15 protein-coding genes and 1 pseudogene are annotated in these 13,281 nt (G+C 40.2%); 11 read left to right on the plus strand and 5 right to left on the minus strand.

The annotated features are described in order from the left end of the window. Positions 1 to 64: 64 nt before the first annotated feature. The gene (gene rpsG, locus A3GE_RS0104670) at positions 65 to 535 is read right to left on the minus strand and encodes a 30S ribosomal protein S7 (RefSeq protein WP_018356117.1); all 471 of its coding nucleotides are present in this window, start codon (positions 533 to 535) and stop codon (positions 65 to 67) included. Positions 536 to 692: 157 nt separating this feature from the next. Beyond that, positions 693 to 1,067: a 30S ribosomal protein S12 gene (gene rpsL, locus A3GE_RS0104675; protein ID WP_005543325.1), complete on the minus strand. Its 375-nt coding sequence runs from the start codon at positions 1,065 to 1,067 to the stop codon at positions 693 to 695. A gap of 308 nt (positions 1,068 to 1,375) precedes the next feature. Here rpsL and dusA point away from each other — a divergent pair, with 308 nt between their 5' ends. Beyond that, complete coding sequence (gene dusA, locus A3GE_RS0104680) at positions 1,376 to 2,359, plus strand: tRNA dihydrouridine(20/20a) synthase DusA (protein ID WP_018356118.1); 984 nt, start codon at positions 1,376 to 1,378, stop codon at positions 2,357 to 2,359. Between the two features lie 282 nt (positions 2,360 to 2,641). Here dusA and A3GE_RS0104685 read toward each other — a convergent pair whose 3' ends face one another. From A3GE_RS0104685 to mobA, 3 genes are read right to left on the minus strand one after another with little or no spacing between them, the layout of a single operon-like run. Continuing rightward, on the minus strand, positions 2,642 to 3,394 hold the full coding sequence (locus A3GE_RS0104685) for a DeoR/GlpR family transcriptional regulator (RefSeq protein ID WP_018356119.1): 753 nt from the start codon (positions 3,392 to 3,394) through the stop codon (positions 2,642 to 2,644). A gap of 27 nt (positions 3,395 to 3,421) precedes the next feature. Beyond that, positions 3,422 to 4,003: a rhomboid family intramembrane serine protease gene (locus tag A3GE_RS0104690; protein ID WP_018356120.1), complete on the minus strand. Its 582-nt coding sequence runs from the start codon at positions 4,001 to 4,003 to the stop codon at positions 3,422 to 3,424. Between the two features lie 47 nt (positions 4,004 to 4,050). Continuing rightward, on the minus strand, positions 4,051 to 4,614 hold the full coding sequence (gene mobA / locus A3GE_RS0104695; protein WP_018356121.1) for a molybdenum cofactor guanylyltransferase MobA: 564 nt from the start codon (positions 4,612 to 4,614) through the stop codon (positions 4,051 to 4,053). A gap of 64 nt (positions 4,615 to 4,678) precedes the next feature. On the opposite strand from mobA, the gene A3GE_RS0104700 reads away from it, so the two are divergent. The 10 genes and pseudogenes from A3GE_RS0104700 to A3GE_RS0104750 form a co-directional block, all read left to right on the plus strand. Further along, entirely contained in the window at positions 4,679 to 4,945 is a 267-nt protein-coding gene (locus A3GE_RS0104700; RefSeq protein WP_018356122.1) for a YihD family protein, read from the plus strand. Between the two features lie 10 nt (positions 4,946 to 4,955). Further along, a complete protein-coding gene (dsbA, locus tag A3GE_RS0104705; protein WP_018356123.1) occupies positions 4,956 to 5,561 on the plus strand; it encodes a thiol:disulfide interchange protein DsbA in 606 nt (201 codons plus the stop codon). A 59-nt stretch (positions 5,562 to 5,620) separates the two neighbouring features. Then, a complete protein-coding gene (locus tag A3GE_RS0104710; protein ID WP_018356124.1) occupies positions 5,621 to 5,956 on the plus strand; it encodes a MaoP family protein in 336 nt (111 codons plus the stop codon). Between the two features lie 77 nt (positions 5,957 to 6,033). Beyond that, positions 6,034 to 7,125 (plus strand): tRNA (uridine(54)-C5)-methyltransferase TrmA, encoded by a 1,092-nt coding sequence (trmA, locus tag A3GE_RS0104715; RefSeq protein WP_018356125.1) that lies wholly within the window; start codon positions 6,034 to 6,036, stop codon positions 7,123 to 7,125. Further along, a complete protein-coding gene (locus A3GE_RS0104720) occupies positions 7,107 to 7,880 on the plus strand; it encodes a class I SAM-dependent methyltransferase (RefSeq protein ID WP_026215395.1) in 774 nt (257 codons plus the stop codon). The genes trmA and A3GE_RS0104720 overlap by 19 nt, the downstream gene beginning before the upstream one ends. Then, a complete protein-coding gene (locus A3GE_RS0104725) occupies positions 7,874 to 8,308 on the plus strand; it encodes a SoxR reducing system RseC family protein (RefSeq protein ID WP_018356127.1) in 435 nt (144 codons plus the stop codon). The genes A3GE_RS0104720 and A3GE_RS0104725 overlap by 7 nt, the downstream gene beginning before the upstream one ends. 127 nt (positions 8,309 to 8,435) lie before the next feature. Next, a pseudogene (locus A3GE_RS11760) lies at positions 8,436 to 8,658 on the plus strand (hypothetical protein). A gap of 168 nt (positions 8,659 to 8,826) precedes the next feature. Then, the gene (gene mobB, locus A3GE_RS0104740; protein ID WP_018356130.1) at positions 8,827 to 9,339 is read left to right on the plus strand and encodes a molybdopterin-guanine dinucleotide biosynthesis protein MobB; all 513 of its coding nucleotides are present in this window, start codon (positions 8,827 to 8,829) and stop codon (positions 9,337 to 9,339) included. Next, a complete protein-coding gene (locus tag A3GE_RS0104745; RefSeq protein WP_018356131.1) occupies positions 9,336 to 10,730 on the plus strand; it encodes a DHA2 family efflux MFS transporter permease subunit in 1,395 nt (464 codons plus the stop codon). Before mobB ends, A3GE_RS0104745 begins: the two co-directional genes overlap by 4 nt. A 185-nt stretch (positions 10,731 to 10,915) precedes the next feature. Continuing rightward, positions 10,916 to 13,281, plus strand: a 2,366-nt coding sequence (locus A3GE_RS0104750) for an ESPR-type extended signal peptide-containing protein (RefSeq protein ID WP_018356132.1), incomplete at its 3' end; no start/stop codon positions are given.

Below are 13,281 nucleotides of genomic sequence, written 5' to 3' on the forward strand. Positions count from 1 at the left end.
TAATATCTGTTTATATAAGGGTAAGGCTTCATCAATGATGAAGCCCTTTAAATTCAAAAGCTTATTACCAACGATAGTGAGCAAATGCTTTATTCGCTTCAGCCATACGGTGAACGTCTTCACGTTTTTTCACTGCTGCACCTTTGTTATCAGAGGCATCAGATAATTCGTTTGCAAGGCGTAAAGCCATTGATTTATCACCACGTTTACGTGCTGCTTCTACGATCCAACGCATACCTAATGCATTACGACGAACCGGACGAACTTCAACCGGTACTTGGTAGGTTGAACCACCAACGCGACGAGATTTAACCTCAACGGTTGGACGCACATTTTCAAGTGCGATTTCAAATGCTTCTAAGGGTTCTTTACCTGTACGCTCAGATAAAGTTTCTAACGCACCATAAACGATTGATTCGGCAACGGATTTTTTACCGTCCACCATGATTACATTAATAAATTTTGCAAGTAATTCTGAACCGAATTTCGGATCTGGAAGAATCTTGCGTGGTTCAATACTACGACGACGTGGCATTGTGAATTTCTCCGTATTTTAATCTTCAGGATATCCAAAACTCATCAGCAATCCTCCTTTATTGAGGAATTTTGCAGCGCAATGCGCTTTTGACTGGAGTTTATGGTTTAAATTGTTTTGCTAATTTAGACGTTTGGCCTTACTTAACGGAGAACCATTAAGCTTTAGGACGTTTAACGCCGTATTTAGAACGACCTTGTTTACGATCTTTCACGCCTGCGCAGTCTAACGCGCCGCGTACTGTGTGGTAACGCACACCCGGTAAGTCTTTAACACGACCGCCACGGATTAATACAACACTGTGCTCTTGAAGGTTGTGACCTTCGCCACCAATATAAGAAGTTACTTCAAAACCATTTGTCAAGCGGATACGACATACTTTACGTAACGCTGAGTTTGGTTTTTTAGGAGTTGTAGTATATACACGAGTACATACACCACGTTTCTGCGGACAAGCCTCTAATGCAGGAACGTTGCTTTTTACAACCTTTTTCACACGCGGTTTGCGTACTAGCTGGTTGATAGTTGCCATTAAAAAAGCTCCAGTTTAAATGTTATTCAATAATAGAATGTTGTTCAAAAAATCTACTTCAATATAGAAATAGACGCCGAATTCTAATGATTTTACTAGTCCTTGTCAATAATTAAACCTGAGGGGATCGTGAAAGGATCGCGAATCGTAAATATAGTAATATTCTTAAATTAAAGGATTATTTCAATCTTTAGTTTTTATCACACCGCCTACTACTCTTGATTTCCTAAACCGATATCGCCATAATCCCACGCCAATTTACATAAAGATCCTTCGCTAAATCGGGATCAACAACCAGAGAAATAAAAATGCCTCAAAATCAACCGCACTTTTATCGTGGTCGCTTCTCCGTTGCACCAATGCTGGATTGGACGACACGTCATTGCCGCTATTTTCATCGCCAATTTTCTAAACATGCACTACTTTATACGGAAATGGTCACCGCACCGGCAATTATCCATGCCAAATATGATCTCTTGGGTTTTGATCCCCGTGAAAATCCCGTTGCGCTACAATTAGGCGGAAGCGATCCCGAACAGCTCAAATATTGTGCAAAACTGGCAGAAGATCGGGGGTATCATGAAATCAATCTTAATGTAGGTTGTCCTTCCGATCGCGTACAAAACGGAATGTTTGGTGCGTGTTTAATGGCAAAAGCGGATTTGGTGGCGGAATGTGTCGAAAAAATGCAACAAGCGGTGAATATTCCTGTAACGGTTAAAACCCGTATCGGTATTGATGATCTCGACAGTTACGAATTTTTATGTGATTTTATCGAAAAAGTGCAAGATAAAGGCTGCCATGAATTTATTATTCACGCACGTAAAGCATGGCTTTCCGGATTAAGCCCGAAAGAAAATCGTGAAATCCCCCCTCTTGATTATGAACGCGTCTATCAGTTAAAGCGCGACTTTCCCCATTTGAAAATGGTCATTAATGGCGGAATCAAAACCGTGGAAGAAATGAAACAACATTTGCAATTTGTGGATGGGGTGATGGTAGGACGTGAAACCTATCAAAACCCGAGCTTACTCGGCACGATCGATCAAGCTTTGTTTTATGCCAATATGCCGATTGTTACCCCACGAGAAGCCGTGTTAGCAATGCTGCCTTATATTGAACAACAACTGAGCCAAGGTGTTTACCTCAACCATATTGTTCGCCATATGCTGGGAACATTTCAATGTTGTAAAGGCGCACGCCAATGGCGTCGTTATTTAAGTGAAAACGCATTCAAACAGGGAGCGGGGATTGAAGTTATTGAAACAGCGCTTAGTTTCGTTGAAAATTAAAAGTGAGAAATGTGACGCATTTCACAAATTTCAATTTTTTTCTTTCTATCCATCCTCACTTATACTATAATCGGTCTCAAGATTTGAGAGGGAGCTCATTGTGTTTCTTGACGTATCAAGTCTTACACTTCTTGGTATTTCAAGTTTACTCCCCCTGTATTTATGTATAAATCTCCGATTTAATCCTGTTTTGTTTTTTTGAATTGGTCTTAACTGCGTTAGTGGTTTGATATGGAAGTTAAAAAAAACAAAAGTGCGGTTAGAAATAGCCGCACCTTCTTACTAACATATCACTAATTTTGTTTTAACACTCTGTAAGTATTGGCTGATAGGAAACGGCACTTCATCTGTAAATAAGTATTCCACATCCTCCAATTCCCCTAAACGTACAATCGCTTGTCGGGTAAATTTTGAATGGTCCGTCACTAATAACGTTTGGCGTGAACTCTCCATAATAGCCCGTTTCACTTGTACTTCATGGTAATCGTAATCCAACAAAGAACCATCCGCATCAATAGCACTGATACCAAGAATGCCAAAATCTAAACGAAACTGAGAAATAAAATTTACGGTAGCCTCACCAATAATCCCCCCATCTGTCCGTAGCGAACCGCCCGCCATAGTAATATCAAAACTTTCATTTTGACGGAGCAAATGGGCTGCATTCAGATTATTCGTTACAATGCGTAAAGATTTATGACCTAGTAACGCATTTGCCACAGCTTCCGGCGTTGTACCAATGTCAATAAATAATGATGCGCCATTTGGAATAAGTTTTACCACTTCTTGGGCAATACGGTTTTTTTGTGAAGAAAATAACTGCTTACGATCAGCATAATCGGAATTTTCTGCAGAAGAAGGGGAAGCAGCCCCTCCGTGATGACGACGAATAAAATTCAATTCTGCAAGAACATTTAAATCCCGTCGGATTGTTTGCGGACTTACATCCAATCGGGTAACTAAATCTTCTGTACTTAAATAACCATGCTGATTGACAAGCTCCATAATTTTTTGATGGCGAATGGACTGTTTCATATCGTATCTCTTTAATAAATAGCATTTCTACTGTAAATGATTCAAATAAATTTTACTATCAATAAATCCCCATAATAATCCAACTAACAGCCCCGAAACATGGGCAGCATTACCAATATAAATATCAAATAAAGGGCTAATAAATCCAAATATCAATCCCACGAGTAACATAGTAAAAAAGCCTTTCGGCAAATTGAAAATATTAGCATTCAGTTTATCTACGACAAAAACATAACCTAACACCGCATACACCACACCCGATAATCCAAAAAAACCTGCGCCTGAAAAATAATTTTGTACGATACCGCTAACCATGGCAGAAACTAAAAAAATAAAAAATAGTTTTCTTCCACCAAAATAGCGTTCAATCACACTTCCGAATAACCAAAACCAAGATAAGTTCGCAATAATGTGAATGTTCGACAAATGCACAAAAGAATGTGAAATATAACGCCAAAGCTCCCAATCCTGATCAAAATAAACCGGATAATGAAAGGCATCCATAATACTTTCTTCAAAACCGATTTGTTGCAATAAATATACGATGACACAGATCGCAGTAATAATGTGTAACGGTGTAAAATAACGGGATAAATCAGAATTTTTCATAAAATAATACGTCTCTCTTAATCAACTCTCAGCATAGTAAAAAATTATTATCGTAAATCGTCCAAGGAATTAAAATTCATAAATCGACCTTCACTTGTTGTAAATTTTACCGGAATCCCTTTATTTTCCCGCATAAATTGCAACAGCCTCCGCTCTCCGGCGGCAAGGTAACTCCGTAATGCCTCTTTTAATTCTACCGACATTAAACAAAATGTAGGATGCGCCCTTTCTTCATCACAGGCATAAACAATCAAAGTGCGGTCATTTTCCACCGCACTTTTGAGTTTTGCGAGTAAATTTTTAGGAAAAAAAGGACTATCGCAAGGTGTGAACAAAACAAAATCTGTCTTGGCTTTTTCAAGTCCACTCAGCATACCGCTTAACGGACCTTGGAAATCTGCTAATTCATCGGCAAAAACAGGAAAACCGAATTTTGCGTATTCGGCTTGGTTTCTATTGGCGTTGATTGAAATATCAACAATTTGCAACTGTAAACCTTTAATCATATGCTGGATTAAAGGTTTACCATGTAAAATCTGTAAACCTTTGTCATGTCCATCCATTCTCCGGGCTTTACCACCCGCTAAAATCACCGCACTTATCGTTGTCATATTTTATTCTGTGAGAATTTGCAGTATCATTCGTGTATTTTTTACGATTAAACAGAAAATAGCAATGAAATGTAAGCGTTTAAATGAAGTTTTGGAACTTTTACAACCTTATTGGTCTAAAGCCCCGGATTTAAGCTTGATGGAAATCTTGCAAAAAATCGCAGATGAATCCGGTTTCAAACAAACATTAAATGAATTGACCGATGAAGTGATTATTTATCAACTCAAAATGGATGGAACGGATAAACACGAGCCTATTCCCGGTATAAAAAAAGATTACGAAGAAGATTTTAAAACCGCGTTGTTAAAAGCACGTGGCATTATTAAATAAGGAAAAACAAATGAAAAAATTTTTACTCGCCTTAGGCGCGTTAATTTCTATCAATACCTTCGCCACTGACTTACAAGAAGGTAAACAGTATATCCAAGTCAGCCAACAACCGGCAATGCAAAAAGAAGTAATTGAATTTTTCTCTTTTTATTGTCCTCATTGTTATTCCTTTGAAATGGAATATAAAATTCCTCAGCAAGTCAAAGATAGCTTACCTGAAGGTGTCGCATTTAAACAATATCATGTGAATTTTTTAGGACGTCAGTCTGAAAATTTAACTCGTGCGTGGGCATTAGCCACGGCACTAGGCGCAGAAAATAAAGTAAAAGCCCCTCTATTTGAAGCTGCACAAAAAGAGCGTTTAAAATCAATGGACGATATTCGCTCAATCTTCTTAGATAACGGCGTGACTGCAGAACAATTCGATGGCGGAATTAATAGCTTTGCGGTAAACGGCTTAGTAAACAAGCAAGTTAATGCAGCTACCCAATTTGGTGTACGTGGCGTGCCAGATTTTTACGTAAATGGAAAATTCCGCGTGAATCCTGAAGGATTAAATTATGATGATTTCGTTAAGGATTATGTGGAAACCATAAAAGGCTTATTGCAAAAATAACAAAAAATTGGTTTAATGCCTGCCCTTTTAGGCAATCAAAAACAAAAAGAGAGATAATCATGGCTGCAAGTTTCAGTATTACCCGTCGTTTTTTTGACGATAAAAACTATCCGCGCGGATTTTCGCGTCACGGTGATTACACCATCAAAGAATCACAAGTGCTTGAACAATACGGTCAAGCGTTCAAAGCCTTGGATTTAGGTGAACGTGAACCGGCAACAAAGGAAGAAAAAGAGTTTGTTGCATTCTGTCGTGGAGAACGAGCACCGGAAACTTTCTTTGAAAAAACATGGCATAAATACCGCACCCGTATTAACACAACCAAACGTGTTTACACCCTCTCAGGTGATGTGAGCGAAGCCGCTTCCGGTAGCGATGATTATTCCGGCGAATAAGATGAGATAAGGCAGGCAGACGTCTGCCTTTGTTTATTCTATAAATTGCTTTGACCCTATACAGCTGGACTCAACGAATGCAACTCCCCGTTTCTCAATACACCGAATTACTACAAAAAAAACAGGAAAAACTGACCGCACTTCTACGCCCATTTAATGCGCCAACAATTCAAGTGTTTGATTCACCCATCAGCCATTATCGTATGCGGTCTGAATTTCGCATTTGGCACGAACAGGATGATTTTTATCATATTATGTTTGATCAAAACACGCGTAAACCTTACCGTGTGGACCAATTCCCTATCGCAAGTAAACTCATTAACCAAATGATGCAAACCTTGCTTCCCTTGCTCAAACAACAAGAAATTTTACATAAAAAACTGTTCCAAATTGATTATCTCAGCACCTTGAGTAATCAAATTATCGTTAGCCTTTTGTATCACAAACCGCTTACGGAAGGATGGCAACAGGCAGCGGAAAAGTTAAGAGGGCAGCTTATTGAGCTGGGTTTTGATGTTCAATTGATTGGCAGAGCAAGTAAACAAAAAATTTGTCTGAATCAAGATTATGTGGACGAAATTCTACCTGTCGCCGGGCGAAATTATGTGTATCGCCAAGTGGAAAACAGTTTCACCCAACCAAATGCCGTGGTGAATTGTAAAATGTTGGAATGGGCAATAGATTGCACAACAGGGAGTGAAGGCGATTTGCTTGAACTTTATTGTGGTAATGGTAATTTCTCGATTGCCCTGGCACAAAATTTCCGCAAAGTGCTTGCCACGGAAATTGCGAAACCGTCCGTGGCTGCCGCACAGTTTAATATCGCAGAAAATAACGTGAATAATTTGCAAATTATTCGAATGTCTGCCGAAGAATTTACCCAAGCCATGAACGGTGTTCGGGACTTCAATCGACTAAAAGGCATTGATTTAACCACTTATGAATGCAACACGATTTTTGTGGATCCGCCCCGTGCCGGGCTTGATCCTGACACAGTAAAATTAGTGCAGGGCTATGATCGTATTTTGTATATTTCATGCAACCCTCACACCTTATGTGATAATTTGCAAGAACTGTCAAAAACACACTGTATTGAAAAAGCAGCGTTGTTCGATCAATTTCCTTACACCGAGCATATGGAAAGCGGCGTATGGCTGATTCGCAAGTAAGGATTCGATTGGTTTCCGAATCAACGGAAAAAACGCTCGAAAATTTAACCGCACTTTGCGGCTCAATGGGCATTATCCATGACGATCAAAGCCCCCTTGCATTGGTACAAACGAACGACCATTTGGAATTACGCAAATTAGACGAACCCAAACTGGGTGCGGTATATGTGGATTTTGTGGGCGGAGCGATGGCTCATCGACGAAAATTTGGCGGTGGTCGGGGTGAAGCAGTGGCAAAAGCGGTAGGCATTAAAGGGAATGAATTTCCTACAGTCATTGATGCCACCGCAGGATTAGGGCGTGATGCCTTTGTCCTAGCCGCTATCGGTTGCCAAGTACGTTTGGTAGAACGCCATCCCGTTGTGCATTTACTGCTGCAAGACGGCTTAACTCGAGCCTACCAAGATGAAGAAATTGGGGAAATGTTGCAGCAAAATTTGCATTTATTAAAGGTTCGTCATATTCATGAATTAACCTCTGAAACGGACTGTGCAGACGTGGTTTATCTTGACCCAATGTATCCCCACAAACAAAAATCCGCCTTGGTAAAAAAAGAAATGCGAGTGTTTCAGCATTTAGTCGGGGCGGATTTGGATGCGGATGAATTACTTACCCCGGCCTTGCGGCTCGCCCGAAAACGCGTGGTAGTAAAACGCCCTGACTATGCGGAATTTCTCGCAAAAAAACAACCGCACTTTTGTCGCGAAACGAAGAATCACCGCTTTGATATTTATTTGGGAGAAGCGCAATGTTAAAAGAAAGTGCGGTCGTCATCAGCTACGAAAATGGCCTTGCAAAAGTGAAATGCCAATCCCAAAGTGCCTGCGGACAGTGTGCAGCAAAAAACAGTTGTGGCACGTCAAGCCTTTCCGAACTCAACGGCAAACGTGGCGAACATATTCTCACCGTAGAAACCATCATGCCTTTACGTGAAGGACAAATAGTAGAAATTGGTTTAGAAGAAAAATCCATGTTGTTTTCCGCCTTATTGATGTACATCGTGCCGCTTGCCATTTTGCTTCTGGCGACGGGGTTATCCCATTACATCAGCGAAAATGAATTGAGCCGTGCTTTGGTTATTTTTCTTTTTACCACCACTTCCTTTGTTTTCATTAAGAGATACACTAAAAAACTAGGGCAACAAACAGAGTTTCAGCCGGTTTTGTTACGTGTGCTTTCTTGAAAATGTGGGAAAATTTAACCGCACTTTTAATTTTTTCTGCGAAACTCCTCGCAAATTTGAATACTTGGCGAAGTAAAGAAACATAAAATCAAACAAAATCCCGTTTTTATTTAAAACGGAGAAAATCATGTTTAATTTATTCCGCTCCCCCATTGAGAAAAGCTCATTATCAGCTTGGTCAAAATTAACGGATGATATTGCAAAAGTTGCCATTCTAGCGATGCCTGTTATACTCTCATGGCGAAAATTCCCTTGCTTTTAAAGGGGCTAATATTGCTTTTTTACTTATCATTGCTTATATTTTTTTAGTAATGGGCCGGTTTTTTCGTCAACTATCGGAGAAAAGATAATATGGAACTTACAATTGGTCTTGGCATTATTGCATTGATTGGTATCGCTGGCGCTATTTGGGCAAATCATCTCTTAAAAAATTCCCGATAAATATCATCAACCCCGATTTATCGGGGTTTTTACTGTTTGAAAATCGTTAAAGTGCGGTCGTTTTTAAGGTTATTTTTATGCGTATTCAAATTCCCCTTCTTGGTATCACCGGTTATAGTGGTAGCGGTAAAACCACTCTTTTGGAAAAACTCATTCCCGAACTTATCGCACGCAGAATTCGAGTGTCTGTGATCAAACACAGTCATCATAATGCACAGGTGGATAAAGAAGGGAAAGACAGTTGGCGAATGAAAGAGGCAGGCTCTGCCCAAGTGATAATGGCATGCGATAACCGCTGGGCGATGATGACAGAAACACCCTCACCGGTTTCGATAAATTATCTGGCTCAACAATTTGATCGCACATTAACGGATTTAATTCTTATAGAAGGGTTTAAACAAGAGCCGATTCCGAAAATTCTTTTACACCGTCAGGAAATGGCACAATCCTTGCCGGAAATAGACAACAATGTCCTTGCCCTCGCTACCAATTATTCCCTTGAAATCGACCGCACTTTGTTAGATATTAACCAAATTCCACAAATAGCTGATTTTATCGAAACTTGGCTCCGTTCACAGGAAAGAAAATGACGGATACCCGCACTTATCAAGGCTTGGCTTGGGTAGCGGCAATGGCGCTTTTTATGCAAAGCCTTGATGCCACGATCTTAAATACCGCATTACCGACAATTTCTGTCGATTTGCATAAATCGGCGTTTGAAATGCAAATGGCGATCATCACCTATTCTTTAGCAGTCGCCTTGTTTATTCCCCTCACAGCATGGGTGACGGCAAAATTCGGTACACTCACTGTTTTTCGAAGTGCTGTCTTCACATTTGTATTAGGATCTGTAGCTTGTGCCGCTGCACCTAATTTAGAAATCCTCATTCTCGCACGCGTTATTCAAGGCATTGGCGGGGCATTTATGATGCCGGTCGCCCGTTTAGCCATTATTCAATCCGTTCCTAAACATCAACTCCTTAACGCTTGGAATTTAATGGCAACAGCCGGTTTAATCGGACCGATTTTAGGACCGATCTTAGGGGGATGGTTGGTGATTCATGCAACTTGGCACTGGATCTTTTTAATTAATATCCCTATTGGTATATTGGGTATTTGGGCTTCTAGTAGGGTAATGAACAATATCAAGGGCGATGAAGAAAAGTTGGATTGGATAGGCTTTTTATTGTTCGCGCTAGGTTTGGTGGGATTAACGCTCAGTTTAGATTTACTGGGTGAAACTCGTCAAAATCCATTACCCACTTATAGTGCACTTATTCTCGGCATCTGCTTATTGGCTATTTATGTGATTTATGCGAAAGGAAATGAACGGGCGCTCCTACCACTTTCCCTATTTCGCACTAGAACATTTAGCTTGGGCATACTGGCTAATTTATTTATTCGTTTGTCCGCTTCCGGCGTACCATTTTTATTACCGTTAATGTTTCAACTTTCTTTTGGATATAGTGCTGAAATGTCCGGTTGGTTACTTATGCCCATTGCCTTAATGTCAGTGATATTCAAAATCTTCATCGGACATATTCTGAATAAATTCGGCTATAAAACTACGCTGATTTCATCCGCACTTTTTATGGCTATGGGGATTATCTCAATGGCATGGCTCAGCGCTCAAACCTCACTTGGCTGGATTATCTGTAATTTAATGTGGTATGGGGCCTGTATGTCAATGATTTTCACCGCTGTGAATACATTGGCTGTAGGCGATCTTTCTCAAGCACAAGCCAGTGCAGGAGCAACAGTGCTCAGCATTGTCCAACAAGTGGGCATTAGCTTTGGGATTGCCGTCTCATCTATTATTTTGAATGTTTATCGTCAACTTTTTGGTGATGAAGGGGAGCTATTGCAACAAGCCTTCAGCTATACATTCTTAACCTCATCTATTTTTGCTGTTTTATTGCTCTTGATCTTAGCCAAACTACACAAAGGAGATGGAAATCATTTACGCAAGAATTGTAGTTAGCCCTCATTACGTCGAAGAAAAATTTTATTCTTGGCTTATTTTTTCGTGTTCTTTATTTTTCTATACTCTATTCAAAAATTGCGTTATTATTCGACAATATTTATACCGAGTAGCTAAGTTGGTTTTTACCCGACACTTTTTATGAAGGGTAAAATTATACTAATTCAACCTATAGGGATACTATCATGAACAAAATCTTTAAAGTAATTTTCAACCACACCACGCAAACTTGGATGGCGGTATCTGAGTTAGCAAAAGGGCATTGTAAATCCTCCTCTAATAGCACCGTTGAGGTTTCGGATAAAAGTGAAGTAAAAGGGAAATCTTTTGCCGGTATTAAGACTATTGCTATTACATCTGCAGTGATGATGGCAGTGGTGGTACCAAATGCTTTCGCCATACAAGCCGGTAGTGGGGAAATTAAACACAAATCGGGGCAAGGTACTGCAATTGCAGGTGGTGAAGCAACTGGTGATAGTAATGCAATTGCTATTGGTATAGAAAATAATAAACAGTGGGGTGAAACTCGAGCAAAAGCCGCAGCCCCAGGAGCTATCGCAATTGGTACCGGCTCGAATGTAACAACAAGAATTGGGGTAGCACTTGGTTATCGGGCAAGTGCTACGGGAAGTAATAACGGTGATCAGGATTTCCCTTCAGTAGCAGTTGGTGGATATACAAATGCTAATGGTTTGGAAGCTACTGCAGTTGGTGGTCGCTCTCAAGCAGACGGAAGAGGTACTGCATCCTTCGGAGCCAACGCTACAGCAAATGGTGAAGGAGCAACAGCTGTTGGTTTTTTATCTAAAGCGACAGCGGCAGGTGGTACAGCTATTGGTACGAATACTACCGCAGGAACAGGTGTTGCGATTGGTCAATATGCCTCTGCATCAAATGGTCGTACTGATAAAGCCAGTGTGGCAGTAGGGGTAAAGGCAACTGCAAATGGTGAATTAACAACCGCTATTGGAACAGGGGCTACTGCTAAGTCAGGTGAAACCGTAGCGTTAGGAGCGAATGCTACGGCAGGCGCTCCTTGGCAGAACCATGCAACTGCGATAGGGGCTAATTCTAAAGCCGTTCATCAAGGTGGTGTGGCATTAGGCTTTTATTCAGAAACTGAACGAGCTGGAACATCAACAAACTTTACAGTAAAGAATGATTCTGGCAACAATATTAACACTGATAATTTTGCTGGAGCAGCCAAAACAGGGGATCCTAGCGATAGTAATGATATTACTAGGGTTGTATCTGTTGGCAATGGAACAATGAAACGCCAAATTATTAATGTTGCAGCAGGGCGGGTTTCAGCAACATCAACCGATGCAATCAATGGTAGCCAACTTTATCAAGCAATGAAACATACGGGTTTTAATATTCAACAAAACGGCAGTACAAAATCTCGTATTAATAATGATGGTTTAGTGAATTTCACTAATGGCGACTATACAACAGCAGTGGTTACCGATGGTGATAATAGTTCATCTGTCAAAATGAATGTGGTGACACAAAATATTTCTACTGATGCAAAAGGAATGACCAACGTTTCAGGCACATCAGGTTTAACAACCGCTAAAACCGTATCAGATGCAATTAATAATGCACTCAATAATTCTAGTTTCTTGCTTAAAGTTAATGATGATGCTGGTGAGAAGATCACACGAAATAGTTCAATCAATATTGCTCAAGGAAAAAATATTAATGTAGAGCGTAACGGTAGCACAATTACAGTCAAGACCGTTGATAATCCGAAATTTACTCAAGTCGATGTGGACAAGAAATTGAATGTAGCCGCCGGTGGTTCATTAACAGTATCCGGTACATCAAATTTACGTGGTAACATTCTACTTGGAGGTGAAGGTAAAAATATTACTTTCCAAAGTGGTTCCACTGTACACATGGGTGATAATAAGATCACTAATGTTAAGAATGGTACAGAAAAAACAGATGCGGTAAATAAAGGACAGTTAGATGATGTAAGCAAGGTTGCTAACGCCGCTAACACGACGGCAAATACAGCTAATACGACTGCGAATGCAGCTAATACAACGGCAAATGCAGCTAACACAACTGCAAATACTGCTAATACGACTGCGAATGCAGCTAACACAACTGCAAATACTGCTAATACAACTGCAAATGCAGCTAACACAACTGCAAATACTGCCAATACAACTGCAAATGCGGCTAACACTACGGCAAACACCGCCCTAAATAAAGTTAATCAAGGTTGGAACATCAATACAGGAAAGGCCGAAGGCGGTAATGTAGAAGGTAATAGTTCGACCAATGTTCAGATGGGCGATACTGTAAAAGTTATTGCAGGAAAAAATCTTAATATCACTCAAAGCGGCAAAGATATTACATTATCTGTTAATGATTCACCGAATTTCACCAGCATTACAACGAGCAATGGTGCAACGATTGGCGGAGATTTAACTGTTAATGGTACAACCAGAACTAAAGACTTAAATGTCACCAATAATGCTACCGTTAGTAATTTAACAGCAACCAACGGTACAATCACTAACTTGAATTCTACCAACGGTAC

The organism is Rodentibacter pneumotropicus DSM 21403 (assembly GCF_000379905.1).
In the GTDB taxonomy this organism is placed as follows: Bacteria; Pseudomonadota; Gammaproteobacteria; order Enterobacterales; family Pasteurellaceae; genus Rodentibacter; species Rodentibacter pneumotropicus.

Bases quoted from the DNA above. Each gene is read 5' to 3' on its own strand.
- rpsG (WP_018356117.1), bottom strand. From the start codon at position 535: ATGCCACGTCGTCGTAGTATTGAACCACGCAAGATTCTTCCAGATCCG.
- rpsL (WP_005543325.1), bottom strand. From the start codon at position 1,067: ATGGCAACTATCAACCAGCTAGTACGCAAACCGCGTGTGAAAAAGGTT.
- A3GE_RS0104700 (WP_018356122.1), top strand. From the start codon at position 4,679: ATGAAATGTAAGCGTTTAAATGAAGTTTTGGAACTTTTACAACCTTAT.
- A3GE_RS0104710 (WP_018356124.1), top strand. From the start codon at position 5,621: ATGGCTGCAAGTTTCAGTATTACCCGTCGTTTTTTTGACGATAAAAAC.
- A3GE_RS0104685 (WP_018356119.1), bottom strand. From the start codon at position 3,394: ATGAAACAGTCCATTCGCCATCAAAAAATTATGGAGCTTGTCAATCAG.
- trmA (WP_018356125.1), top strand. From the start codon at position 6,034: ATGCAACTCCCCGTTTCTCAATACACCGAATTACTACAAAAAAAACAG.
- A3GE_RS0104690 (WP_018356120.1), bottom strand. From the start codon at position 4,003: ATGAAAAATTCTGATTTATCCCGTTATTTTACACCGTTACACATTATT.
- mobA (WP_018356121.1), bottom strand. From the start codon at position 4,614: ATGACAACGATAAGTGCGGTGATTTTAGCGGGTGGTAAAGCCCGGAGA.
- dsbA (WP_018356123.1), top strand. From the start codon at position 4,956: ATGAAAAAATTTTTACTCGCCTTAGGCGCGTTAATTTCTATCAATACC.
- A3GE_RS0104725 (WP_018356127.1), top strand. From the start codon at position 7,874: ATGTTAAAAGAAAGTGCGGTCGTCATCAGCTACGAAAATGGCCTTGCA.
- mobB (WP_018356130.1), top strand. From the start codon at position 8,827: ATGCGTATTCAAATTCCCCTTCTTGGTATCACCGGTTATAGTGGTAGC.
- A3GE_RS0104745 (WP_018356131.1), top strand. From the start codon at position 9,336: ATGACGGATACCCGCACTTATCAAGGCTTGGCTTGGGTAGCGGCAATG.
- dusA (WP_018356118.1), top strand. From the start codon at position 1,376: ATGCCTCAAAATCAACCGCACTTTTATCGTGGTCGCTTCTCCGTTGCA.
- A3GE_RS0104720 (WP_026215395.1), top strand. From the start codon at position 7,107: ATGGCTGATTCGCAAGTAAGGATTCGATTGGTTTCCGAATCAACGGAA.